The sequence below is a fragment of the Streptomyces sp. NPDC001270 genome (genome assembly GCF_042896695.1).
In the GTDB taxonomy this organism is placed as follows: Bacteria; Actinomycetota; Actinomycetes; order Streptomycetales; family Streptomycetaceae; genus Streptomyces.
Window position 1 is genome coordinate 173,981 of sequence record NZ_JBIAXM010000012.1, and the last position, 22,909, is coordinate 196,889.

The following is a 22,909-nucleotide window of genomic DNA, read 5'->3' on the forward strand; positions in this document are numbered from 1 at the left end:
ACCCCAGGTCTCACATTTGTTTTTCAAGTCACGTCGAGAGCTTCCCGGAGTGCGTCGAAAACGGAGGGGTCGGGGTCACTCCCGTACGCCCGACAGTTCCACGGCCCGGCGGCGCAGGGCGAACCCGGCGGGCGCGACGGCCGAGAGGACGGCGAGCGCCGTGCAGGCGGCGACGGTCGCGCCGATCGCGGCCCAGGGGAGTTCGATCGTGGTCCGCCCCGACAGCAGGGCCAGCGCGCCCCACATGCCCGCCAGGTTGAGGCCGGTCACCGCCAGTCCGAGCAGTGCGCCCACCGCGACCACCAGCAGCGCCTCGGCGCCCACCAGTCGCAGCACCTGCCGGCGGGTGGCACCGGCGAGCCGCAGCACGGCCAGGTCGCGCGCCCGGTCGGACGCCGCCATGACCATGGTGTTGGCCACGGAGAGGCCCGTGCAGAGGAGGGCGATGCCGAGGACCAGCAGCAGGCCGAGCCGGGTGGTGCGGTCGGTCTCCGGGTGGGTGGCCCGCACCCAGTCGGCCGCGGTACGCACCTGCCCGCCCGAGCCCCGTACCGCCTCGCGCAGTCCGGCGGCCACGGCGGCCACGGTGGTCGCGGTGGTCGTGACGTCCGTGTCGGCACTGTCGGTGAGGGCGACGTCGACCCGGTCGGCACGCGCGCCGGGGGCGTTGCGCGGGGTGACGTAGACGCCGTTGCCGCCGGTGCCGGTGGTCATCACGGCGGCGATCCGCAGCGTCCGCTTGGTGCCGTCGCCGAGCCACACCCGCACGTGTTGCCCCACGCTGTGCCGCTGCCATTCCTCGTTGACGATGATCGAGCCGTCGTCGAGGTCGCTCACCTTCCCGGCGGCGAGCGGCAGCCGGGCGGTGGCCGTGAGCGGACCGGGCTCGGCCGCACGGGCCGCGGACTCGACGACGGCCACCCCGTCCTCCAGGACGTAGACGGCGCTGGAGTAGGTCACCGACACCTCGGCACCGGGCACCTCACGCAGCGCGGCCAGCGTCGCCGGGTCAAAACCGGACTCGTCCGCCGGGGTGACGACGAACGCGGCGGAGGTCCGCTCCCGCGCCTCGGCGGCCCGCGCCCGGTGCAGCGTGGCGGTCGCGCCCAGCAGCGATCCGGTGAGGGCGACCGTGACCAGGACGGGCGCCGCGACCGCCGCGGTACGCCGCAGTCCGGCGACGGCGTTCTCGCCCGCCACCATGCCCACGGCGCCGGGCAGCCGGGCCGGCAACCAGGCCAGCAGCCGGACCAGCGGGCGTACCACGACCGGCGCGAGCAGCGCGACCGCGGTGATCAGCACCATCGGCCGACTCACGTAGGACTTGCGGTGCAGCAGCTCACCCGGGTCGCCGGCCAGCGCCAGGCACAGCGTGACGGCGGCGGTCAGCAGCAGCGCCGTACCGGACAGCAGGCGGCCCGGGGTCATCGGCCCGCCGTCCACGGACGCCTCGCGCAACGCCTGGGCGGGGCCGGTCCGGCCGGCCCGCCAGGAGGCGGCGACCGCGCCGCACAGGGCGACGAACAGACCGGTCCAGAAGGCCATGAGGTACGGCCAGACGTGATCGCCGATGGTGAACCAGCCCGGCGCGAGCCCGCCGTCGACCACCAGGTCGGCCAGCAGTGGCGCCCCGCAGCGGCCGAGCAGACAGCCCGCGGTGGCGGCGAGCACGCCCACCACCAGTGCCTCGGCGAGGACCGTGCGCCGTAGTTGCCCCGGGGTCGCCCCGGCGATGCTGAGCAGCCCGAACTCCCGGCGTCGTCGGGCGACCGAGAACGCGAACGTGGACGCCACCACGAACGCCGACACGAAGGCAGTGACGCCGCCGGCCGTGCCGAACATGGCGTTCATCGCGGTGACGGCCTCGGAGTCGCGGTCGGGGTCGGGGTCGGCGAAGCGGCGCGCGTCACCGGTCAGGACCTGCACGTCGGAACCGGGGTCGGGGGCGGGGTCGATCTCAGTCCCGGTGCCGGTGCCGGTGCCGATTCCGGCGTGGGTGCTGTCGGCGTCGCTCTGGGTGGTGTCGCGTACCGCCTCGCGTACGGCCGCCGGGTTCGCGCGTACGGCCACCTGGACGCAGACGGTGGACAGTTCGGCGGCCCGCGCGTCGGTGTAGAAGACGGCGTTCTCGAAGCCGCGGTCGGCGACGGTGCCGACGACCCGCACGGTGCCACGATCCGTCCGGACCCGTGCGCCCGGCTCCACCCGGTCGCCGCTGACCACGACCTCGTCGGCGGCCGTCGGAGCCCGCCCCGCGGTGATCCCGTACGGCGCGAAGGCGGCGGTGGACCAGGGGTGACCCACCAGGTCGGCGGGCCCGTCCGCGACGCGCACCGCGAACGTCCGGTCCTCGACGACGGTCCCGAGTTCCCTGAGCCGCGCGACGGTGCCGGCGGGCAGGGCGCGCGGGTGGGCGAGCTTGTGGAGGCGGTCACCGGCCGGGGTGGGCACCCGCAGGGTGTCCGACGCCCTGACCACGACCGGCGCGGTGGCGAACCGCTCCGGTCCCCGGCCGGGCGCGTCCAGCGAGGAGGCGAGGGCCAGTCCCATCACGGCGAGCAGCGCGACGCCGAGTGAGAGCGCGACGAAACTGCCCACGAAGGTGACCCAGCGGGTGCGCACGGTGCACAGGGCGACGCTCAGCACGGCACGGCCCCCAGTTCGGCCATCCGTGCGGCGATGCCGTCGGCGCCCGCACCGGCCAGTTCGCCGGCCACCCGCCCGTCGACGAGGAAGACCACGCGGTCGGCACAGGAGGCGGCCACCGGGTCGTGGGTGACCATGACGACGGTCTGGCCCTCGTGATCGGCCATGCCGCGCAGCAGAGCCAGCACCGCGCGACCGGTCTGCGAGTCCAGCGCACCGGTCGGCTCGTCGCCGAACAGCACCTCGGGCCGGGTGATCAGGGCACGGGCCAGGGCGACGCGCTGCTGCTGGCCGCCGGACAACTCCGCCGGCCGGTGCCGGGCCCGCTCGCCGAGACCGACCTGGCGGAGCGCGTCGTGCACCCGCGCCCTGGGGACACGGCGGCCGGCCAGCCGTAGCGGCAGTGCCACGTTCTGCTCGGCCGTCAGGGACGGCAGGAGATTGAACGCCTGGAAGACAAAACCGATGCGCTCACGGCGCAGCAGGGTCACCTCGGTCTCGCTCAGCCCGGTCAGTTCCCTCCCGCCCACGGTGACCGAACCGGACGTGGGCCGGTCGAGACCCGCGGCGCATTGCAGCAGCGTCGACTTGCCGGAACCGGACGGACCCATCACGGCGGTGAACGTCCCCTTGGGGAAGGAGAGCGAGACCTCGTAGAGCGCGGTCACGACACCGTCGCCGGACCCGTACCGCCTGCTGACGGAGCGCAACTGGATTGCGTCGTGGTTCATCTTCCCCCGCTTGGTGAATGGTTTCGGTGCGTCGGCCCCACCGGCGTCCGGTTCTTCTGGAGTCCGGTTCTTACGGTGTCCGGTTCTTACGGTGTCCGGTTCTTACGGTGTCCGGTTCTTCCGGTGCCGGGCCCTTTCGGTGTCCGGTCCTTTCGGTGCCCGGCCCCACCACGAAATCGCGCGGAGGCGCCCCGGCGCAGTGCGGCAGGACCGAGAACCGGTGGTCACGATCCCCACCAGGGTGACGGCGCCGCACACCGCGCCGGAGAGCAGGTACGCGGCCGAGCGCCACGGCCACGGTGACAGCACGAAGCCGGTGCGGGACATGGCCTGCCACACGTTCCGGGGGTGCGGCTGCCCCAGGTTCCGGGGGTGCAGGTGCCGCACATTCCGAGGGTGCATGGGGAGCACGGTAGGAGGTCCGCCGGTGCCGGGCCATCGGGCCTGTGGGCGGACCCGGGGTAGGTCTGGCCCTATGGTGGGCGGCGCACTCGCCATCGTGCTGATGGGGCTGCCTCTCCTCGTTCTCACCACCCTGGCCGGCATCCCGGTGGCCCGGCTGGAACGCCGCAGGCTGCGCCTCGTCGACCTGGACCCGGCACCCGGCCGGTACACCGCTCCCGCCGCCACGGGCCTGCGGGCCTGGCTGACGACCCGGTTGCGTGAGCGGACGACCTGGCGGGAACTCGGCCACGCCCTGCTGTTCGCGGGCCTGCTCTGGCCGGTCGACGCCCTCGCGCTCACGGTCGGGCTGCTCTTTCCGCTGTCCGTGGCCGCGACGCCGCTGCTGCTGGCCACGGTCGGCGACGGCCAGGAGACCAAGGTGCTCAAACAGTGGACGGTCACCACCTGGCCGGCCGCCTTCGCCGTCGCCGTGCTCGGGCTCGCCCTCCTGGGCGTCGGCGCCTACGTCCTGGGGCTGACGGCCGGCGCCCGCGCCGAACTGACCCGGCTGCTGATCGCACCACGAGACGGCGACCTGGGCGCCAAGGTGGTCGAACTCACCCGCTCCCGCGCACGACTGGTGGACGCCTTCGAGGCGGAACGGCGCCGCATCGAACGCGACCTGCACGACGGAGCCCAACAACGCCTCGTCGCCCTGACGATGACACTCGGACTGGCCCGCCTGGACGCACCGCCCGGTCCACTCGCGGACCAACTCGCCAAGGCACACGGCGAAGCCGGCCGAGCCCTCGCCGAACTGCGCGAACTCATCCACGGCATCCACCCCCAGGTGCTCGCCGACTACGGCCTGGAAGCCGCCGTCGCCGACGCCGCGGACCGCTCCCCGATCCCCGTGGACGTCGCCCTCGAACTCCCCGGACGCCTGCCCCGGTCCGTCGAGGCGGCCGCGTACTTCGTCGTCTGCGAGGCCCTCTCCAACATCGCCAAGCACAGCGGCGCGACCCACGCCGAGGTGAGCGGCGGCCACCACGACGGACGGCTGCACCTACGGGTGCGCGACGACGGCCGAGGCGGCGCCGACGCCACCGCCGGCACCGGCCTCACCGGACTCGCGGACCGGGTGTCGGTCCTCGATGGCAGACTTTCCCTGTCCAGTCCGCCGGCCGGACCGACCCTGCTGAGTGTGGAGTTTCCTTGCGAACCCTGCGGGCCGAGCGGCCACTGCGCATAGTGCTCGCCGAGGACAGCGTCCTGCTGCGCGAAGGACTCGCCGGCCTGCTCGGCCGCTTCGGCCACGACGTCGTCGCGGCGGTCGGCGACGCCGGTGCACTGGTCACCGCGACCGAGGAACACTCCCCCGACATCGTCGTGACCGACGTCCGTATGCCCCCCGGATTCCAGGACGAGGGCCTGCACGCGGCGGTACGCCTGCGGGAGGCCACCCCCGCCCTGCCCGTCCTCGTCCTCAGCCAGTACGTGCAGCACAGATACGCCGCCGAACTCCTCGACTCCGGAGCCGGATCGGGCATCGGATACCTGCTCAAGGACCGTGTCGGTCAGGTCGAGGAGTTCGTGGAGGCCCTGTGCGAGGTCGCCGCCGGCGGCACGGTCGTCGACCCGGAGGTCGTACGACAACTGCTGCGCCGCCGCCGCGACCCGCTGGAGCGGCTCACACCACGCGAACGAGAAGTCCTCGCCCTGGTCGCGGAGGGCAGGTCGAACGGCGCGATCGCCCGCGAACTCGTGGTGACCGAGGCCGCTGTGGGCAAGCACATCGGCGGCATCCTCACCAAACTGGACCTCCCCCCGGCGGACGACACCCACCGCAGAGTGCTGGCGGTGCTGGCCTATCTGAGGGCCTGAGCCCCCGGTCCCGGCAGGCCGCCGGCGCAGTTGTCCACAACCGCGTGCTTGTCCACAGGGCCTGACGCGGCCCCGGCCACCGGCGGTACGGTCGGCACAAGTTGATGTTCGTACATGCGCGGGAGGGCGGTCGCGGTGACCGAGGCGGGGGCGGAAGTGACGGATACGGATACGAGTACGGATGCGGGTACGGGTACCGCGAACGGGGCGGCAGCGGCGGGCACTGTGACTGGGAGCGGGGCGGGAGCGACGGGCCCGGCGACCGGTGACGGGGCGCGAGCCAGGGGCCCGGCGACCGGGAACGGAGCCGGGGTCGGGGTCGGTACCGGGGTCACGGTGGCGAGTACCGCGCCCGGGGCCGGGGCGCAAGCGGCCGGCACCGCGACCGGAGCGGGACGCAGGCTTCCCCGGGTGCGCGGCTTCGCCCCGTGGCCGTCGCCGGGCTCACCCAAAGCGGAAGGCAAGGCACTGCGGGCGAGCGTCCCACGGCACACACACAGCGCCCTCGACCTGGACGCCGCCCGCCCCGACGCGCTGAGCGCCGTCGAGGAGTCCAACCGGGGCCGCATACCCGACCTCACACCGATACGCGTGGGCAGGATGGCGGCGACGCCCTTCGCCTTCCTGCGCGGCTCGGCCGGCCTCATGGCCTACGACCTGGCCCGCACCCCCACCACCAGGATCGCCGCCCAGCTCTGCGGCGACGCGCACGCGGCCAACTTCGGCCTGTACGGCGACGCCCGCGGCAGCCTCGTCATCGACCTGAACGACTTCGACGAGACGATCCACGGCCCCTGGGAATGGGACCTCAAACGGCTCGCCGCCTCGCTGGTGCTGGCCGGCCGCGAGGCGGGCGCCGACGAGGACACCTGCCGCGCCGCGGCGCACGACACGGTGGGCGCGTACCGGCGCACCATGCGGCTGCTGGCCAAACTGCCGGTCCTGGACGCCTGGAACGCGATCGCGGACGAGGAACTGGTCTCCCACACCGACGCCCACGACCTGCTGGGCACACTGGAGCGGGTCTCGGAGAAGGCCCGCGCCAACACCAGCGGGCGGTTCGCGGCGCGGTCCACCGAAGCCGTCGACGAGGGCGGGCGCCGGTTCGTCGACGCATCACCCGTGCTGCGCCGCATACCGGACGCCGAGGCGGCGAAGGTGGCGGCGTCCCTGGAGACCTATGTGACCACCCTCTCCGAGGACCGACTGCCACTGCTCGCCCGGCACGCGGTGCACGACGTGGCGTTCCGGGTGGTCGGCACGGGCAGCGTGGGCACCCGCTCCTACGTCGTCCTGCTCCTGGACCACCGGGGCGAGCCGCTGGTCCTGCAGGTGAAGGAGGCCCGCCCCTCGGCGCTGGTCCCGCACCTGGCCACGGCCGGCTTCGAGACGCCGTCCGTCGACCACGAGGGCCGGCGGGTCGTGCTGGGGCAGAAGCGCATGCAGGTGGTCAGCGACATCCTGCTGGGCTGGACGACGGTGGACGGCCGTCCCTTCCAGGTCCGTCAGTTCCGCAACCGCAAGGGCAGCGTCGACCCCGCCGCGCTCGCCCCCGACCAGATCGACGACTACGGCCGTATGACCGGTGCCCTGCTGGCCCGCGCCCACTCCCACAGCGCCGACCCGCGCCTGATCGCGGGCTACTGCGGCAAGAACGAGGAACTGGACGAGGCGATAGCCGGATTCGCGGTCGCCTACGCCGACCGCACCGAGGCGGACCACGCGGAACTGGTGGCGGCGGTAAGGACAGGACGCATCGCCGCTGACAGCGGGGTGTGAGGAGGGGGGCGGGTTTTTGGGGTGGGCGGGGGATGGGGGTGGGGAGGGGGGAGGGGGGAGGGGAGGGGGCGAAGGGTGGTGGGGCCCGTACGGAAGGTGTGCGGTGCGGCAGCCCGGATGCCTGGTTCCCGGTGGTGAGCGCGGGATCGGTGCTCGGGTCCCGACGGTTGCGGGTGTGGCCTAGGCTGGCCCGGTGACGACCCCGGAAGCTGAGCAGTCCCAGGAGCCCCGGCCCGAGGAGCGGCTGGAACGGGCCGTACGGGCTGCTGAGCAAGCGCTGATCGAGTTCGAGATCGCGGTGGAGACCTTCCGCATCGAGGTCGAGAACTTCTCCCGGCTGCACGAGCAGAAGCTGGGCCCGATGTATGCCCGGCTGGAGGAGCTGGAGGCCCGGATCGCCGAGGCCAGAGCCGCCCGGTCCGGTGATCCCGAGGACCTGCGCGCTGCCGAGGAGGCCCGTGCCCGGGTCATGCCCATGCCCGGCGTGGAGGATCTGCTGCACGGCTGGATGGACGGGACCGGTCTTTTCCCGGAGGCCGCCGCGATGCTCACCGACCAGGCGGTCCGGCCCCCGCAGCGGGTACGTCCCAGCGAGGAGGCCCGCCGCCTCTACCGCGAGCTGGCCCGCAAGGCCCACCCGGATCTCGCGCAGGAGAAGGACGAGCGGGAGCGGCGGGAGGAGTTCATCACCCGCGTCAACACCGCCTACGCCCGCGGCGACGAGGCGCTGCTGCGTGAGCTGGCCGAGGAGTGGGCCGCGGGCCCGGCGCCCGCCGATCCGGTCCCGAGCCGCAGCGAGGAGCTGTACGCCCGGCTGGAGTGGCTGGACCAGCGCAAGGAACTGCTCACCATGGTCGCCCGTGAGCTGGAGGACGGCGCGATCGCGGCCATGCTCCGGCTGGCCCCCGACAACCCCGACGCCCTGCTGGAGGAGATCGCCGAGCGGCTTCGGGGCGATGTGGCCCGACGGGAGGCGGAGCTGGCGGAACTCCTTGCGCAGGGATAGCCCGCCCGGCCCCGTCCCGACGGCCTGCGTAATCTCCGACGGCCTTCGTACCTCCCGACCGGCCTTCGTACTTCCCGACGGCCTTCGTACTTCCCGGCGCTCGTGCTTCCTGATGGACGTGCTTCCTGATGGGCGTCGTGCTTCCCGACAGCTTTCGGAATCCCCTGTGTCCTTCGGGTCCCCGATGCCCTTCGGGTAGCGTCGGTGGCATGAGTTTCGGAGCTGGTGTGCCCACGGTCGGGGTCGCGGACCTCAAGAGCGACGACTTCCTGCTGGACGTCCGCGAGGACGACGAGTGGCAGGCGGGCCATGCCGAGGGAGCACTGCACATTCCCATCAGCGACTTCGTGGCCCGGTACGGGGAACTGACCGAGGCCGCCCCGCAGGACGGCCGGGTCCATGTGATCTGTCGTTCCGGAGGGCGCTCGGCCCAGGTCACCATGTATCTGGTGCAGCAGGGCATCGACGCCGTGAACGTCGACGGCGGCATGCAGGTCTGGCAGGCCGCCGGCCGCCCGGTCGTCACCGACGGGGGTCAGCCCGGTCACGTGCTGTAGACGGCGTGGGCGGCGGGTGCGCGGGCGCTCGTCAGCTCAGTGGGTACGCCGCCAGCAGGTCGCCCAGCGCCTCCTCGTGGGCCGCCGCCGGGCCGAGCGAGAGTTCCAGGTGCTTGGCCCAGGCGTGGTAGCGGTGCAGGGAGTAGTCGGTGTCGGCGCCGAACCCGCCGTGCAGGTGCTGTGCCGTCTGCACCACCCGCCGGACGCCTTCCGATGCCCAGATCTTCGCCACGGCGATGTCCCCGTTGACGGGCAGCGGACCCGGCGCCCCGGAACTGATCCGCCAGGCGGCCTGCCACAGCGTGGCCTCCATGGCACGCAGGTCGATGAAGCGGTCGGCGGCCTGGACGGCGACGGCCTGGAAGGTCGCAATCGGGTGCCCGAACTGCTCGCGCTTGCTCGCGTACGTGCTGGTCATCTCAAGGACCCGCTCGCCCAGCCCGAGCGCGAGCGCACACGTCCCGGTGGTCAGCAGCCCGCGCAGCCACTCCCATGCCCCGTCGGTGTCGATGACGTGGCGCGCCGTGATCCGCGTGGCTTTCAGGCGCAGTTCGCCGAGCCGCTCTCCGTTGGTGGAGAACTGCTCGGTGAGGGAGACTCCGTCGTGGGCGCGGGGGACCAGCGCGAGGACGGTGCGGCCGGCCTCGGAGCGCGCGGGGACCAGAATGAGATCGGCGCTGTACGCCCATGGCACCGCCGTCTGCACCCCGTCCAGCACCCATGCGTCGCCGTCCGGCCGTGCGGTGACGGCCAGTTCGGCCGGGTCGTGGCCGCTGCGCCCGTTCGCGGCGACGGTGAGGACGAGGGCGCCGCGTCCGGCCTGCGGCAGCAGTTCGGCCGCCAACTCCTTTCCGCCGTAGATCTGTACGGCCGCGGCGGCGGCGCTGCTCTCCAGCAGGGGTACCCGCGCGAGGACTTTCGCGGATTCCCGCAGCACCAGGCACAGGGCGATGGCGTCCAGACCTGCCCCGTCGTGTTCCGCGTCGAGCAGCAGGCTCAGCAGGTCCGCCTCGGCCAGCCGGGTCCACAGCGGCCGGTCGAAGTCCTCGGCGACGGCGCCCGTGGTGAGCGCGGGGCTCGGCACCGCGTCCGGCGCCACCCCGGCGAACACCCCAGCGGCGGCTTCGGCCGCCGCCAGTTGTTCCTCAGTGAAGGTGAAGTCCACGGTTCTGTCCTCCCGGCGGCTCCGCTCATCTGACGGACCGTCAAGATAGAACAGGTTCTAGGAGAAGGGAACGGTCCGCCGTCGGTCCGTCCGCCGGTCCGCCGGTCTGTCGGTCTGTCGGTCTGTCGGGCGCAGCTTCGCCGGGCAGTGGCCGGCGTCACAGGTCGGTGTCACCGGTCGGCGTCACCGGTCCGGGCCGCCGGTCAGCGTCACCGGCCGGCGTGACCGGTCCGGGCCGCCTCGGTGGGCAGGAAGGCCGGACGGCAGGTGGTGGTGGGGGCGTGGCGGTCAGCGGTCGAAGTCCAGTTCCACCTCTTCCGTCACCGGATGCGACTGGCAGGCCAGCACGTATCCGGCCGCTGTCTCCTCCGACTCCAGGGCGAAGTTGCGGTCCATGCGGACCTCGCCCGAGACCAGGAAGGCCCGGCAGGTCCCGCACACGCCGCCCTTGCAGGCGTAGGGCGCGTCGGGCCGGTTGCGCAGCACCGTCTCCAGCAGTGACTCCCCGTCCCGGACCGGCCAGCTTCCGCCGCGTCCGTCGAGCCGGGCGGTCACGGTGCTGTGAGCGGGGGCCGAGACGGTCACCTTTGGTGCCGGAGCCGCGTCCACGTGGAAGATCTCTTCGTGGATTCGCGCCCGGTCCACTCCGAGATCCCGCAACGCTCGCTCCGCGCCCTGTACCAACCCGTACGGACCGCACAGGAACCATCCGGCCACCGCGTCCACCGGCAGCAGCGCGGGCAGCAGCCCTGTCAGCCGTTCCCGGTCCAGCCGCCCGGAGGGCAGGCCCGCCTGCTGCTCCTCCCGTGAGAGCACCGTCACCAGGTGCATCCGCTGCGGATAGCGGTCCTTCAGGTCGGCGACCTCCTCCAGGAACATCGTCGAGGCGGCCGTACGGTCGCTGCGTATCAGGCAGAACCGGGCGTTCGGTTCGCGTGCCAGCAGCGTCGAGGCGATCGACAGCACCGGGGTGATGCCGCTGCCGCCGACGACTGCCGCGTAGAGTCCCGGGGCCGGTTCCAGGGTGAAGCGTCCGGCCGGAGTCATCACCTCCAGCTCGTCGCCGACGTTGATTTCTTTCAGCGCGTACGCCGAGAAGGTGCCGCCCTCCACCAGCCGCACCCCGACCCGCAGGGTGGACGGGCCTTCGTCGCCGGGTGCGGGAGCGGGGGAGCAGATCGAGTAGGTCCGCCGGATGTCCAGCCCGTCGGCCCGGCGGCGCAGGGCGAGGTGCTGGCCGGGTGTGTGCCGGTATTCCTCGCGCAGTCCTGGCGGTACGGCGAGGGTGAGGGCCACGGAGTCGTCGGTGAGCCGGTCGACCGCGGCCACCGGGAGCGGGTGGAAGCGGGCCATCACAACTCCTTGAAGTGGTCGAACGGTTCACGGCAGGCCAGGCAGCGGCGCAGCGCCTTGCAGGCGGTGGAGGAGAACCGGCTCAGCAGTTCGGTGTCGGCCGATCCGCAGTGCGGACAGCGGATGGCGGCCGGTGCGTCGGGTGTGGCGGTTGAGTTCGCGTCCTCCGGAGTTCCCAGCGTTTCCAGTGTTTCCGGTGCTTTTGGCGCCTCTGGTGCCTTCGATGTGCCGGTGTGTGTCCGGGTCGGGGCGAGGGTGAGGGGTACCGGACCGGAGCCGTGCCGCACGCGCGGGGGAGCGATGCCGGACTCGTGCAGCTTGCGCCGCCCTTCGTCCGTGATGTCGTCGGTCGACCAGGCGGGCGTGAGCACCGTGCGCACGGTGACCTGGCGCATGCCGTGGTCGCGGAGTATCCGCTCGATGTCGACGGACATGGTCTCCATGGCGGGGCAGCCGGTGTAGGTGGGGGTCAGCTCCACCTCGACGGCGTCCGTGCCCCGCAGGTGCACGGCTCGCACTACACCAAGCTCGCGGAGGGTGAGCACGGGCAGTTCGGGGTCGGGCACCGAGCCCGCGAGGTCGAGGAGTTCCGCTTCCAGCGGTGTTGCCGTCGTCGTCACCATGACGCCCCCGGGTGGCTGCGGTGCAGGTGCTGCATCTCGGCGAGCATCCGCCCGAACGGCTCGGTGTGCAGGCCCTGCCGGCCCGCACCCGCCGACCAGGCGCCGGTGCGCGGCCCCTCGGGGACCCTGAGGGTGGCCCGGCGCAGCACGTCCTGGACGGATTCCAGCCAGGCCGCCTCCATGGCGGTTCGGTCGGTGTCCAGGCCCGCCACCGGCTGGAACATCTCCCCGGTGAACCGCCACAGGGCATCACATGCGCGTGTCATCCGCTCATGGCTGACCTCGGTACCGTCGCCGAGCCGCACGGTCCACTGCTCGGCGTGGTCGCGGTGGTAGGCGACCTCCTTGACGGCCTTGGCGGCGAGGGGCGCGAACGGACCGTCGCCGACGGCCAGTTCCGTGTACAGCAGGTGCTGGTAGGTGGAGAAGTACAGCTGGCGGACGATGGTGTGGGCGAAGTCGCCGTTGGGCTGTTCGACCAACTGGAGGTTGCGGAAGGCGCGCTCCTCGCGCAGGTAGGCGAGTTCGTCCTCGTCGCCCGCCATCGACAGCAGCACGCGGGCCTGACCGAGCAGGTCGAGCGCGATGTTGGCGAGTGCGACCTCCTCCTCCAGGACGGGCGCGTGGCCCGCCCACTCCCCCAGGCGGTGCGAGAGCACCAGGGCGTCGTCCCCGAGCGCGAGCGCGGCGGCCAGGGGCGTGGTGGGACCGGGCCCGGGTGCGGTGGTCACGGTGGGCGCGGACTCGGTGGGCGTGGGCTCGGTGGTGGTCACAGGTGCTTCACCCCCTCCGGGATCTCGTAGAAGGTGGGGTGCCGGTAGGGCTTGTCCGCGGCGGGTTCGAAGAAGGGGTCCTTCTCGTCGGGCGAGGACGCGGTGATCGCGGCTGCCGGGACGACCCAGATGGAGACGCCCTCGCCGCGCCGGGTGTACAGGTCGCGGGCGTTGCGCAGGGCCAGTTCCGCGTCCGGGGCGTGCAGGCTGCCGGCGTGGGTGTGGGAGAGCCCGCGGCGGGAGCGTACGAAGACCTCCCACAGGGGCCAGTCGGTGTTCGTCATGCCCGCGCTCCTCCGCTCCGGCCGGACGCAGCCGTGCCGCTGTGCTTCGCGGCATGGGCCGCGGCTGCCTCCCGTACCCACGCGCCTTCGTCGTGTGCCTGGCGGCGTTGGGTGATCCGTTGTTCGTTGCACGGGCCGTTGCCCTTGAGGACCTCCCAGAACTCCGTCCAGTCGATCGCGCCGAAGTCGTGGTGCCCCCGTTCCTCGTTCCACCGCAGGTCCGGGTCGGGGAGGGTGAGGCCGAGGGATTCGGCCTGCGGGACGCAGATGTCGACGAAGCGCTGCCGAAGCTCGTCGTTCGAATGGCGCTTGATCTTCCAGGCCATCGACTGCGCCGAGTGCTGGGACGCGTCATCGGGCGGGCCGAACATCATCAGGGACGGCCACCACCAGCGGTCCACCGCGTCCTGGGCCATCGCGTGCTGCTCGGGAGTGCCGTTGCTGAGGGCCATCAGCAGTTCGTATCCCTGGCGTTGGTGGAAGGACTCCTCCTTGCAGATGCGGACCATCGCCCGTGCGTAAGGGCCGTAGGAGCAGCGGCACAGCGGTACCTGGTTGGTGATGGCCGCGCCGTCCACCAGCCAGCCGATCGCGCCGACGTCCGCCCAGGTCAGCGTGGGGTAGTTGAAGATCGAGGAGTACTTCTGGCGGCCGGTGTGCAGTTTGTCGAGCAGTTCGTCGCGGCCGGTGCCGAGGGTTTCGGCGGCGCTGTACAGGTACAGGCCGTGGCCTGCCTCGTCCTGGACCTTGGCCATCAGGATGGCCTTGCGGCGCAGGGAAGGGGCGCGGGTGATCCAGTTGGCCTCGGGCTGCATGCCGATGATCTCGGAGTGGGCGTGCTGGGCGATCTGCCGGACCAGCGTCGCGCGATAGGCGTCGGGCATCCAGTCACGGGGCTCGATGCGCTCGTCCGCGGCCACTGCGGCGTCGAAGGCACGCTGGTACACCGTCGTGTCGGCGGCGCCCTCGGTGTCGTACGCCTCGGCGCGGGCTGTGCGCCGGGCGGCTGCTGTGGCCATGCGGTCCCCCTGACCTCGGGCTCTTTCGGAAATTTGGAACCGACCGATCGTTCGGTCCGTGCGATTCCATGGTGGGCGAGCCGCCGTGAGGTGTCAACCGCTGTGGACAACTCCGCCGATGCCCACGCCGCAGCCGATGCCCACACCGACGAAGCGCACGCCGCGGTCTGCGGACCAGAACCTGTGGACAACTCTCTGTGGACAACCGAGGACCGTGGGTCTGCGCGAGGCGGCTCCGGTCCCGTGCCGGGCCGACTGGGCCCGGTACGGGCGTGGCAGTGGCGACGGCCATGCCCGCGAGCTGTGCCTCGGGGCTGCGCCGAACGGGTGGGGCTGAGTACCGTTCCGTGCGAGCGCCGAGCAAGTAGGGTTCGCCGGGCGGCGCGGTGACCCGCGGCGACGGCCGGACGACGAAGCGGGATGGGGAACGGGGCGGAATGGACGCGTACGACAAGGACTCGCACGCCCAGCAGGGGCCGGACGGGTCGGGCGAGGCGCGTCGGGCGGAAGGTCCGGGCGGCCCCGGCGACCCCGCGTCGTACAGCCCCGAAGCCGAAGCCGAAGCCGAAGCCGAAGCCGAGGCCGAGGCCGAGGCCGAGGTGCAGGCCGGAGCCCTGGCCGGAGTCGGGAACCTCAGGGCCGATACCGATACCGAGACCGGAGGCTTCGGGACCAGAGACTTCGGGACCGGGACTGGAGCCGAAGGAGCCCGGGCCGGAGCCGAAGGAGCCGAGGCCGGGGTCCGTGTCGACGGTGCCGTGGGAAATGCCGGAGGTGCGGTCGTGGTGCGGCCGCGGTCCGGGTGGGACGGGCCGCCGGGCGCGAGACGACCGGACGGCTCCCCCGGAGACGGCGGCGCGCCCTCCTTCGGAGTCGGCGCGGTCTCCTCGGACGACAGTTCCTCGCCCCCGGCCGTCCCGCGTACCGGAGTAGCCGCGCTCTCCCCGCGGTACCAGATCGGTGCCGCGCTGGCTCTCGCGATCGTCGCCCTCGCCGCGTGCGTGCATCTCGGAATGGTGTTCCTGAGCCTCGCGCCCGCCAACACCGTGACGAAGCAGCACGGCGAGGCGATACAGGACTGGGTCCTTCCGGAGTTCGAGCAGAACTGGAAGCTGTTCGCGCCGAACCCGTTGCAGCAGAACATCGCCGTCCAGGTCCGCGCGGAGACCCGCACGGCCGACGGTGACACCGCGACGACCGGCTGGTACGACCTGTCCGCACAGGACGGCCGGGCCATCGACGGCAACCTGCTGCCCAGCCACACCCAGCAGAACGAACTCCGCAGGGCCTGGGACTTCTTCGTCGCCACGCACGACGGCGACAACCGTCCCGTAGGACTTCGTGGCGCGCTCTCCGAGCAGTACGTACGGCGGATAGCGGTGCTGCGTCTGCAGCGGCAGGACGCGGCGGGCCGCGCGGGGTCCATAGAGATGATCCAGATCCGCTCGCGCACCACCAGCGTGCCCCCGCCCCAGTGGAGCGACGAGCAAGTCTCCGACAAACCCGTCTACCGCGTGCTGCCCTGGTGGACGGTCACGACCGACGAGGCCGCGGGGGGTGTGCGGTGAACCGTCTCGTGCCGTCGGTCTCGCGCGCGATCGCGCAGGTCACCGGATCCTCGCTCGGCCCCTACCAGTCCGCAGTCATCCGCATCGGCTTCTCGGCGACCTGGCTGCTGTTCCTGCTGCGTGAGTTCCCGCACCGCCAGGAACTGTACGGGCCCGACGGCCCCTGGAGCTGGTCCCTGGGCAAGCAACTGACCGCGGACAACGGTGCCTTCTCGGCGCTGCTGTGGTCGAACGGGCAGCTCTGGTTCGAGGTCAGCTACCTGCTCGCCGTCGTCTCCAGCGTGCTCCTGCTGCTCGGCTGGCGCTCGCGCACGTCGTCGGTGCTGTTCATGGTCGGCGTGCTCTCGTTGCAGAACCGCAGCGTCTTCGTCGGCGACGGCGGCGACAACGTGCTGCACCTGATGGCCATCTACCTGGTGTTCACGCGGTGCGCTCAGGTGTGGTCCCTCGACGCCCGGCGGGCGGCGCGCGAACGTGCGGCACGCGCGCGTGGGGAGCGGGTGACCGACCGGCTGGGACCGGTCCTGTGGGTGGGTCTCGGTCTGGTACTGGCCGCCGTGACCCTGGGCGGCCGGTTCGACACCGGCTGGCTGGTGCCCGCGCTGCTGTGGACGGTGTGGGCGGTGCTGGGGCTGTGGTGGCTGGTGGGACGGTTCGGGCCGACGTCCGAGCCCCGGACCCTGCTGGACGTGATCGCCAACATCGTGCACAACGGCGCCCTGCTCGTGATCATGGTCGAGGCGTGCCTGATCTATGCCACGGCCGGCTGGTACAAGATCCAGGGTTCACGCTGGCAGGACGGCACCGCGGTCTACTACCCGCTGCAACTCGACTACTTCTCGCCCTGGCCCGCCCTCGCCAACCTGCTGTCAGCCAGCGGCGTCCTGGTCATGGTGGTGACGTACGGGACGGTCATGGTGCAGGTCGCCTTCCCGTTCACGCTGTTCAACCGGCGGGTCAAGAACGTCCTCCTGGTCGCGATGATGATCGAGCACCTGGCGATCGCCGTCCTCCTGGGGCTGCCGTTCTTCTCGCTGGCGATGATCGCCGCGGACTCGGTCTTCCTGCCGACGTCGTTCCTGCGCCGACTCGGCGGCTGGGTGGCACGCGCACCCTTCGTCCGCCTTGGCGGCACCGCCCGCGCCAAGCCGAATCCCGCACCGGAATCGGTGCCAGTGCCGGTGGCGGTATCGATGTCGGAGGCGGAGCCGGTATCGATGTCGGAGTCGGAGTCGGCACCGGACCCCGGACCGGAACCGAGGCCCCAATCCCCCTCGGAGCAGGAACCGCAGTCGCAGTTGCCGTCACCGTCGCCGTCGCCGTAGGAACCGGAGCGGGCCGCCGGGGCCCGGTGACGCCGGCCGCGCCCGGACCGGACCGCCGTGACCCCCCGCGCACGCCGGCCGCCGTCGGCGCGGTCCATCTGACGAAGCCGGCAACCTGTCGTAGCCGGCAACCTGTCGTAGCCGGCTGCCAGTCGCCGCGGGCCGCCTGTCGGTGCAGGCCACCACGCCTCGCCTGCCTCCCCTCGTCGTGGCCCGCGCCCCGGAGGCGCCGTGCCGGCACGCGTAGGCTTCCCGGCATGACCGACCCCGTGACCCTGTGGCGCGAGCACGCCGGCGGTGCCGTGCTGCTCGACGGCTTCCACGCCCTCAAGCACGCCCTGCGCTTCGGGGCCGAGGTTCCGGTGGCCGTCACCACGGACCGGCGGGCGGCGCTGGCGCTGGCCGAGGAGTTGGCCGCGGACGTGCGGGAGGCGCTGGACGCCCTGCTGGCCGAGGTGCCGGAGGGGACGTACGCGTCCCTGGTCCCGCGTCCGCATCCGACCGCGGTCGCCGCCCTGGCCGTACGGCCGTCCCGGGAGGCGGGTGTGCGGACGCTCGCCCGCACACCCCGTCGGGCGCCCGTCGTGGTGCTCGACAACCCGCGCAACCTCGGCAACACGGGGGCCGTGATCCGGCTCGCCGCCGGTTTCGGGGCCACCGGGGTCGTCACCACCGGCACCCTCGACCCCTGGCATCCCACCGTCGTGCGCGGCGGCGCGGGCCTGCACTTCGCGACCGTGGTGGAGCGGCTGGCCGTCGAGGAGCTGCCGCCCGGACCGCTGTTCGCCCTCGATCCCGAGGGCGAGGACATCCGGGGTACGAAGCTGCCGGACGACGCCGTGCTGGCCTTCGGGTCGGAGCGCAGCGGGCTGTCCGCCGAACTGCGCGCGCGTGCCGACCGGTTGCTGGCCCTGCCGATGCGCCCCCAGGTCTCCAGTTACAACCTCGCCACCAGCGTGGCGATGACGCTGTACCACTGGAGCGCCGCCGGGGGCGCGTCGCCGTCCGCCTGAGCGCGCACCGCCGGACGGGCCGTGGCGCCGCCCGAAAGGTCCCTGCGTGCCAGGAGGCGTGCGTGCCAGGACACGTGCGCGTCAGGCCCGGGGGCGCAGGCCCCGGCCGAACCGTCGGCCGTCCCCGCTACCGCTACCGCCGTGGTCGGGGCCGGTCGCGAGCGCACCCCTCTACGAGGTGGGGCGCACCCGCTCCGGCCCGGCGGGTCTCGGGTCTCCCGACGGCTCTCAGACCTCTTGGCGCACCTCCACCACCCGGAAGCGGCCCGCCACGAACGCGCCGTCGCACAGCGCCGCGTTGGCCGCCGGGTTGCCGCCGGAGCCGTGGAAGTCGGAGAAGGCGGCGGTCTGGTTGACGTACACCCCGCCGGTGAGGTTGAAGGACAGCTGGGCGGCCTCCTCCAGGCAGACCTCCTGGACGGCCTCCTCGACCTCCGGGTCGGTCGAGTACGCGCCGACGGTCATCGCGCCCTTGTCGCGGATGGTGCGCCGCAGCAACTCGACCGCGTCGGCCGCCGAGTCGACGGCGACGGCGAAGGAGACGGGCCCGAAGCACTCGCTCATGTAGGCGGCCTCGTCGTCCGGCTTGGCGCCGTCCAGCTTGACGATCACGGGGGTGCGGACGATCGCCTGCGGGAAGTCGGGGTTGTCGATCTCGCGGGAGGCGAGGGCGACCTCGCCGAGTCCGGCGGCGGCCTCCAGGCGGGCCTTGACGTCGGGGTTGACGATGGCGCCGAGCAGGGCGTTCGCGCGGGCGTCGTCGCCGAGCAGGCCGTCGACCGCGCGGGCGAGGTCGGCGACCACCTCGTCGAAGGTCTTGGGGCCCTCGTCGGTGCGGATGCCGTCCCGGGGGATGAGCAGGTTCTGCGGGGTGGTGCACATCTGGCCGCTGTACAGGGACAGCGAGAACGCCAGGTTGGACAGCATGCCCCGGTAGGTGTCGGTCGACTCGACGAGGACCGTGTTGACGCCGGCCTTCTCCGTGTAGACCTGCGCCTGGCGGGCGTTGGCCTCCAGCCAGTCGCCGAACGAGGTGGAGCCCGTGTAGTCGATGATCCTGATCTCCGGGCGGGTGGCCAGGGTCTTCGCGATGCCCTCGCCGGGGCGCTCGGCGGCCAGTGCCACCAGGTTCGGGTCGAAGCCCGCCTCGGCCAGCACCTCGCGGGCGACCTGCACGGTGAGCGCGAGCGGCAGTACCGCGCGCGGGTGCGGTTTCACCAGGACCGCGTTGCCGGTGGCGAGGGAGGCGAACAGGCCCGGGTAGCCGTTCCAGGTGGGGAAGGTGTTGCAGCCGACGACCAGCGCGATGCCGCGCGGGACCGGGGTGAACCGCTTGGTCAGCTTGAGCGGGTCGCGCTTGCCCTGGGGCTTGGTCCACTCGGCCGTGCCGGGTGTGCGGACCTGTTCCGCGTACGCGTACGCCACCGCCTCCAGGCCGCGGTCCTGGGCGTGTGGGCCGCCCGCCTGGAACGCCATCATGAACGCCTGGCCGCTGGTGTGCATCACCGCGTGCGCGAACTCGTGGGTCCGGGCGCTGATGCGCGCGAGGATCTCCAGGCAGACCACCGCACGGGTCTCGGGGCCCGCGTCCCGCCACGCGCGCTGACCGGCCTTCATCGCGGGCAGCAGCGTGTCGAGGTCCGGGTGCGGGTAGGTCACGCCCAGCTCGATGCCGTACGGCGAGACCTCGCCGCCGGCCCAGTCGTCGGTGCCGGGCTGGCCGAGGTCGAGGCGGGTGCCGCGGACGGCGTCGAAGGCGGCCTTGCCCGCGGCCGCGTCCAGGCTGCCGTGCTCGCCGTACGCCTTGGGGTGCTCGGGGTGCGGGGACCAGTACGCGCGCGTGCGGATGGCCTCCAGCGCCTGGTCGAGGGTGGGCCGGTGCTTGGCGGTCAGTGCGTGCTCGGTCGGTTGGGCGGCCATGCGGGACCAACTCCTCGTCTCAAGAGCTCGTCGTCGAGCTCATGACCTGTGCGGAAACATGGGCAGGGACGCTCCGTCAGGGTTAGAGTAACCGAACGATCGGTCGGGACAAGGGGGTCCGCCGCATCTGTGGAAAACGTCGTGCGGGAGGATCGCGCACATGACAGGACTCGACCTCAGCAGCCCCGTGGCCGTCGTCGGCACCGGCACCATGGGCCAGGGCATCGCCCAGGTCGCGCTGGTCGCGGGCCACCTGGTACGGCTGTACGACGCCGTCCCCGGGCGGGCCGGGGAAGCGGCCGCCGCGATCGGTGCCCGCCTCGACCGGCTCGTCGAGAAGGACCGGCTCACCGGGGCCGAGCGGGACGCGGCCCGGGCCCGGCTGCTGCCCGCCGAGAGCCCGGCTGAACTCGCCGACTGCGGGCTGATCGTCGAGGCCGTGCTGGAGCGCCTGGACGTCAAGCAGGACCTGCTGCGCGAACTGGAGAACATCGTCACCGAGGACTGCCTGCTCGCCACCAACACCTCGTCCCTGTCGGTGACGGCCATCGGCGGCGCCCTGCGCGCCCCCGGACGCCTGGTGGGCCTGCACTTCTTCAACCCGGCCCCGCTGCTGCCGCTGGTCGAGGTCGTCTCCGGGTTCGCCACCGACGTCTCCTCGGCCACGCGCGCGTACGAGATGGCACGCGCCTGGGGCAAGACTCCGGTGGCCTGCGCGGACACCCCGGGCTTCATCGTCAACCGGATAGCCAGGCCCTTCTACGCCGAGGCGTTCGCGGTCCACGAGGCGCAGGCCGCCGACCCCGCCACCATCGACGCCGTCCTGCGCGAGTGCGGCGGCTTCCGGATGGGCGCCTTCGAGCTGACCGATCTCATCGGCCAGGACGTCAACGAGTCCGTCTCGCACTCCGTGTGGCAGTCGTTCTTCCAGGACGTGCGTTTCACGCCCTCGCTCGCGCAGCGCCGGCTCGTCGAGTCCGGACGGCTCGGCCGCAAGTCGGGGCACGGCTGGTACGAGTACGGCGCGGACGCCGAGCGTCCCGAGCCGCACACCGCCGAGCCGCGGCGGGCGCCCGCGTACGTCGTCGCCGAGGGCGACCTGGGCCCGGCGGCCGAACTGCTCGGGCTGATCCACGAGGCCGGCATCCAGGTCCGCCAGGAGGACGAGGACCACGGCAGCCGCCTGGTGCTGCCCGGCGGTGGCCAGCTGGCCCTCGCCGACGGCCAGACCTCGGTGGAGTTCCGGGACGTCGTCTACTTCGACCTCGCGCTGGACTACCGCAACGCCACCCGCATCGCCCTGTCCGCCTCCCAGGACACCTCCCCGCAGACCGTCGCCGAGGCCATCGGCCTCTTCCAGGCGCTCGGCAAGACCGTCAGTGTCATCGGTGACGTGCCCGGCATGATCGTCGCCCGTGCGGTGGCGCGGATCATCGACCTCGCGCACGACGCCGTGGCCAAGGGCGTCGCCACCGAGGAGGACATCGACACCGCGATGCGTCTCGGCGTCAACTACCCCCTCGGCCCCTTCGAATGGAGCCGCAGGCTCGGCCGCAGCTGGGCCTACGACCTCCTGGACGACCTGCACCTGCGCGACCCCTCCGGCCGCTACGCGCCGTCCCTCGCGCTCTACCGCCACGCGTACGCCACCGACAAGCGGGAGGGCAGCACCTCATGACCACCGTCAGGCGTGACACGTACACCCCCGAGACCCTGCTCTCCGTGGCCGTCCAGGTGTTCAACGAGCGCGGCTACGACGGCACGTCGATGGAGCACCTGTCCAAGGCGGCCGGCATCTCCAAGTCGTCGATCTACCACCACGTCGCGGGCAAGGAAGAACTGCTGCGGCGCGCGGTCAGCCGGGCGCTCGACGGCCTCTTCGGCATCCTCGACGAGGAGCACGCGCGCGTGGGGCGGGCCGTGGAGCGCCTGGAGCACGTCGTACGGCGCATGGTCGAGGTCCTCATAGCCGAGCTGCCTTATGTGACGCTGCTGCTGCGCGTGCGCGGCAACACCGCCACCGAGCGCTGGGCCCTGGAGCGGCGCCGCGACTTCGACCACCGGGTGGCCGCGCTGCTGAAGGCCGCCGCCGACGAAGGCGACGTGCGCGAGGACGTGGACGTGCGGCTCGCGACCCGGCTGGTCTTCGGAATGATCAACTCGATCGTGGAGTGGTACCGGCCCGACGGGCGCGGCGTCGCCGAGCGGGAGGTGGCCGACGCGGTGGTGCGCCTGGTCTTCTCCGGGCTGCGCCGCGACTGACGTCAGCCGCTCGGCTCCAGGTCCTCCTCCTCGAACACCAGCAGCGTGCGTGTGCTCAGCACCTCCGGGATCGCCTGGAGCCGGGTGAGCACCAGCTCGCGCAGCGCCCTGTTGTCCGGCGTGTGCACCAGGAGCAGTACGTCGAAATCGCCGCCCACCAGCGCGATGTGGGAGGCGCCGGGCAGCTCGCGCAACTGCTCGCGCACCGTGCGCCAGGAGTTCTGCACGATCGTCAGGGTGATGTACGCCGATGTGCCCTGACCTGCCCGTTCGTGGTCGACGCGGGCGCCGAAGCCACGGATGACACCGTCCTCGATGAGGCGGTTGATACGGGCGTAGGCGTTGGCGCGCGAGACGTGGACGCGTTCGGCGACGGACCGTATCGACGCCCGGCCGTCCGACTGGAGGATCCGCAGGATGTCCTGATCGATGGCGTCCAGCGGGCGCGGGGGCGGCAGCGCGGCACCGGCCTCGGGGCCCTCGGCCATTTGTTCAGGTGCCATGTCCCCCTGCCTCCCTAGCATGGACGTACTGCGTTCATTGCAAGTTGTGGAGAACCGTTTGTCCACAGCCTGAAGCCGCCTGTAGCCAAAATGTGTCGACGACCGAACAATCGG

20 protein-coding genes are annotated in these 22,909 nt (G+C 72.3%); 10 read left to right on the top strand and 10 right to left on the bottom strand.

Annotated features, from left to right (window positions below; genetic code table 11):
- Positions 1–75: 75 nt before the first annotated feature.
- Both ACFY2B_RS21800 and ACFY2B_RS21805 read right to left on the bottom strand, forming a co-directional pair.
- Positions 76–2,646 (bottom strand): FtsX-like permease family protein, encoded by a 2,571-nt coding sequence (locus tag ACFY2B_RS21800; RefSeq protein WP_390764730.1) that lies wholly within the window; start codon positions 2,644–2,646, stop codon positions 76–78.
- On the bottom strand, positions 2,640–3,377 hold the full coding sequence (locus ACFY2B_RS21805; RefSeq protein WP_390764731.1) for an ABC transporter ATP-binding protein: 738 nt from the start codon (positions 3,375–3,377) through the stop codon (positions 2,640–2,642). The genes ACFY2B_RS21800 and ACFY2B_RS21805 overlap by 7 nt, the downstream gene beginning before the upstream one ends.
- Before the next feature lie 475 nt (positions 3,378–3,852).
- Here ACFY2B_RS21805 and ACFY2B_RS21810 point away from each other — a divergent pair, with 475 nt between their 5' ends.
- The 5 genes from ACFY2B_RS21810 (at position 3,853) to ACFY2B_RS21830 (ending at position 8,987) form a co-directional block, all read left to right on the top strand.
- Positions 3,853–5,013, top strand: a complete 1,161-nt coding sequence (locus ACFY2B_RS21810) for a sensor histidine kinase (protein ID WP_390764732.1) — start codon at positions 3,853–3,855, stop codon at positions 5,011–5,013.
- Positions 5,013–5,645, top strand: a complete 633-nt coding sequence (locus tag ACFY2B_RS21815; RefSeq protein WP_390764804.1) for a response regulator — start codon at positions 5,013–5,015, stop codon at positions 5,643–5,645. The genes ACFY2B_RS21810 and ACFY2B_RS21815 overlap by 1 nt, the downstream gene beginning before the upstream one ends.
- A gap of 336 nt (positions 5,646–5,981) precedes the next feature.
- Positions 5,982–7,424, top strand: a complete 1,443-nt coding sequence (locus ACFY2B_RS21820; RefSeq protein WP_390764733.1) for a DUF2252 domain-containing protein — start codon at positions 5,982–5,984, stop codon at positions 7,422–7,424.
- Positions 7,425–7,617: 193 nt separating this feature from the next.
- Positions 7,618–8,430 carry a hypothetical protein gene (locus ACFY2B_RS21825; protein ID WP_390764734.1) on the top strand — a complete coding sequence of 271 codons (813 nt, stop codon included), beginning with the start codon at positions 7,618–7,620 and terminating at the stop codon, positions 8,428–8,430.
- Positions 8,431–8,657: 227 nt separating this feature from the next.
- Positions 8,658–8,987: a rhodanese-like domain-containing protein gene (locus ACFY2B_RS21830; RefSeq protein ID WP_390764805.1), complete on the top strand. Its 330-nt coding sequence runs from the start codon at positions 8,658–8,660 to the stop codon at positions 8,985–8,987.
- A gap of 31 nt (positions 8,988–9,018) precedes the next feature.
- Here ACFY2B_RS21830 and ACFY2B_RS21835 read toward each other — a convergent pair whose 3' ends face one another.
- The 6 genes from ACFY2B_RS21835 to paaA form a co-directional block, all read right to left on the bottom strand.
- Entirely contained in the window at positions 9,019–10,152 is a 1,134-nt protein-coding gene (locus ACFY2B_RS21835; RefSeq protein WP_390764735.1) for an acyl-CoA dehydrogenase family protein, read from the bottom strand.
- A gap of 288 nt (positions 10,153–10,440) precedes the next feature.
- Positions 10,441–11,505 (bottom strand): 2Fe-2S iron-sulfur cluster-binding protein, encoded by a 1,065-nt coding sequence (locus ACFY2B_RS21840; RefSeq protein WP_390764736.1) that lies wholly within the window; start codon positions 11,503–11,505, stop codon positions 10,441–10,443.
- Positions 11,505–12,128: a 1,2-phenylacetyl-CoA epoxidase subunit PaaD gene (gene paaD / locus ACFY2B_RS21845; RefSeq protein ID WP_390764737.1), complete on the bottom strand. Its 624-nt coding sequence runs from the start codon at positions 12,126–12,128 to the stop codon at positions 11,505–11,507. The genes ACFY2B_RS21840 and paaD overlap by 1 nt, the downstream gene beginning before the upstream one ends.
- Positions 12,122–12,859: a 1,2-phenylacetyl-CoA epoxidase subunit PaaC gene (gene paaC, locus ACFY2B_RS21850; protein WP_390764806.1), complete on the bottom strand. Its 738-nt coding sequence runs from the start codon at positions 12,857–12,859 to the stop codon at positions 12,122–12,124. The genes paaD and paaC overlap by 7 nt, the downstream gene beginning before the upstream one ends.
- A gap of 38 nt (positions 12,860–12,897) precedes the next feature.
- The gene (gene paaB, locus ACFY2B_RS21855) at positions 12,898–13,185 is read right to left on the bottom strand and encodes a 1,2-phenylacetyl-CoA epoxidase subunit PaaB (protein ID WP_094218582.1); all 288 of its coding nucleotides are present in this window, start codon (positions 13,183–13,185) and stop codon (positions 12,898–12,900) included.
- Positions 13,182–14,204: a 1,2-phenylacetyl-CoA epoxidase subunit PaaA gene (gene paaA / locus ACFY2B_RS21860; protein ID WP_390764738.1), complete on the bottom strand. Its 1,023-nt coding sequence runs from the start codon at positions 14,202–14,204 to the stop codon at positions 13,182–13,184. The genes paaB and paaA overlap by 4 nt, the downstream gene beginning before the upstream one ends.
- A gap of 437 nt (positions 14,205–14,641) precedes the next feature.
- Between paaA and ACFY2B_RS21865 the strand changes: the two genes are divergently transcribed.
- The 3 genes from ACFY2B_RS21865 to ACFY2B_RS21875 all read left to right on the top strand — a co-directional run bounded on the left by ACFY2B_RS21865 (position 14,642) and on the right by ACFY2B_RS21875 (position 18,110).
- Positions 14,642–15,772 carry a DUF5819 family protein gene (locus ACFY2B_RS21865; RefSeq protein ID WP_390764739.1) on the top strand — a complete coding sequence of 377 codons (1,131 nt, stop codon included), beginning with the start codon at positions 14,642–14,644 and terminating at the stop codon, positions 15,770–15,772.
- Positions 15,769–17,097, top strand: coding sequence for an HTTM domain-containing protein (locus ACFY2B_RS21870; RefSeq protein WP_390764740.1), 1,329 nt, complete (start codon positions 15,769–15,771; stop codon positions 17,095–17,097). Before ACFY2B_RS21865 ends, ACFY2B_RS21870 begins: the two co-directional genes overlap by 4 nt.
- Before the next feature lie 257 nt (positions 17,098–17,354).
- Entirely contained in the window at positions 17,355–18,110 is a 756-nt protein-coding gene (locus tag ACFY2B_RS21875) for a TrmH family RNA methyltransferase (RefSeq protein ID WP_390764741.1), read from the top strand.
- A gap of 228 nt (positions 18,111–18,338) precedes the next feature.
- Here the strand turns inward: ACFY2B_RS21875 and paaN are convergent, their stop codons facing one another.
- Positions 18,339–20,030 carry a phenylacetic acid degradation protein PaaN gene (gene paaN, locus ACFY2B_RS21880; RefSeq protein ID WP_390764742.1) on the bottom strand — a complete coding sequence of 564 codons (1,692 nt, stop codon included), beginning with the start codon at positions 20,028–20,030 and terminating at the stop codon, positions 18,339–18,341.
- A gap of 160 nt (positions 20,031–20,190) precedes the next feature.
- Between paaN and ACFY2B_RS21885 the strand changes: the two genes are divergently transcribed.
- Together ACFY2B_RS21885 and ACFY2B_RS21890 are read left to right on the top strand one after the other, a co-directional pair.
- A complete protein-coding gene (locus tag ACFY2B_RS21885) occupies positions 20,191–21,708 on the top strand; it encodes a 3-hydroxyacyl-CoA dehydrogenase (RefSeq protein ID WP_390764743.1) in 1,518 nt (505 codons plus the stop codon).
- A complete protein-coding gene (locus ACFY2B_RS21890) occupies positions 21,705–22,292 on the top strand; it encodes a TetR/AcrR family transcriptional regulator (RefSeq protein WP_390764744.1) in 588 nt (195 codons plus the stop codon). Before ACFY2B_RS21885 ends, ACFY2B_RS21890 begins: the two co-directional genes overlap by 4 nt.
- A 2-nt stretch (positions 22,293–22,294) precedes the next feature.
- On the opposite strand, the gene ACFY2B_RS21895 is transcribed toward ACFY2B_RS21890, so the two are convergent.
- A complete protein-coding gene (locus ACFY2B_RS21895; protein ID WP_376525642.1) occupies positions 22,295–22,780 on the bottom strand; it encodes an Lrp/AsnC family transcriptional regulator in 486 nt (161 codons plus the stop codon).
- Positions 22,781–22,909: the final 129 nt, after the last annotated feature.

What these genes read in the sequence shown, in the direction of transcription:
- ACFY2B_RS21805 (WP_390764731.1), bottom strand. Translation starts at nt 3,377, where the DNA reads ATGAACCACGACGCAATCCAGTTGCGCTCCGTCAGCAGGCGGTACGGG.
- ACFY2B_RS21810 (WP_390764732.1), top strand. Translation starts at nt 3,853, where the DNA reads ATGGTGGGCGGCGCACTCGCCATCGTGCTGATGGGGCTGCCTCTCCTC.
- ACFY2B_RS21840 (WP_390764736.1), bottom strand. Translation starts at nt 11,505, where the DNA reads ATGGCCCGCTTCCACCCGCTCCCGGTGGCCGCGGTCGACCGGCTCACC.
- paaD (WP_390764737.1), bottom strand. Translation starts at nt 12,128, where the DNA reads ATGGTGACGACGACGGCAACACCGCTGGAAGCGGAACTCCTCGACCTC.
- paaB (WP_094218582.1), bottom strand. Translation starts at nt 13,185, where the DNA reads ATGACGAACACCGACTGGCCCCTGTGGGAGGTCTTCGTACGCTCCCGC.
- paaA (WP_390764738.1), bottom strand. Translation starts at nt 14,204, where the DNA reads ATGGCCACAGCAGCCGCCCGGCGCACAGCCCGCGCCGAGGCGTACGAC.
- ACFY2B_RS21865 (WP_390764739.1), top strand. Translation starts at nt 14,642, where the DNA reads ATGGACGCGTACGACAAGGACTCGCACGCCCAGCAGGGGCCGGACGGG.
- ACFY2B_RS21875 (WP_390764741.1), top strand. Translation starts at nt 17,355, where the DNA reads ATGACCGACCCCGTGACCCTGTGGCGCGAGCACGCCGGCGGTGCCGTG.
- paaN (WP_390764742.1), bottom strand. Translation starts at nt 20,030, where the DNA reads ATGGCCGCCCAACCGACCGAGCACGCACTGACCGCCAAGCACCGGCCC.
- ACFY2B_RS21885 (WP_390764743.1), top strand. Translation starts at nt 20,191, where the DNA reads ATGACAGGACTCGACCTCAGCAGCCCCGTGGCCGTCGTCGGCACCGGC.
- ACFY2B_RS21890 (WP_390764744.1), top strand. Translation starts at nt 21,705, where the DNA reads ATGACCACCGTCAGGCGTGACACGTACACCCCCGAGACCCTGCTCTCC.
- ACFY2B_RS21895 (WP_376525642.1), bottom strand. Translation starts at nt 22,780, where the DNA reads ATGGCCGAGGGCCCCGAGGCCGGTGCCGCGCTGCCGCCCCCGCGCCCG.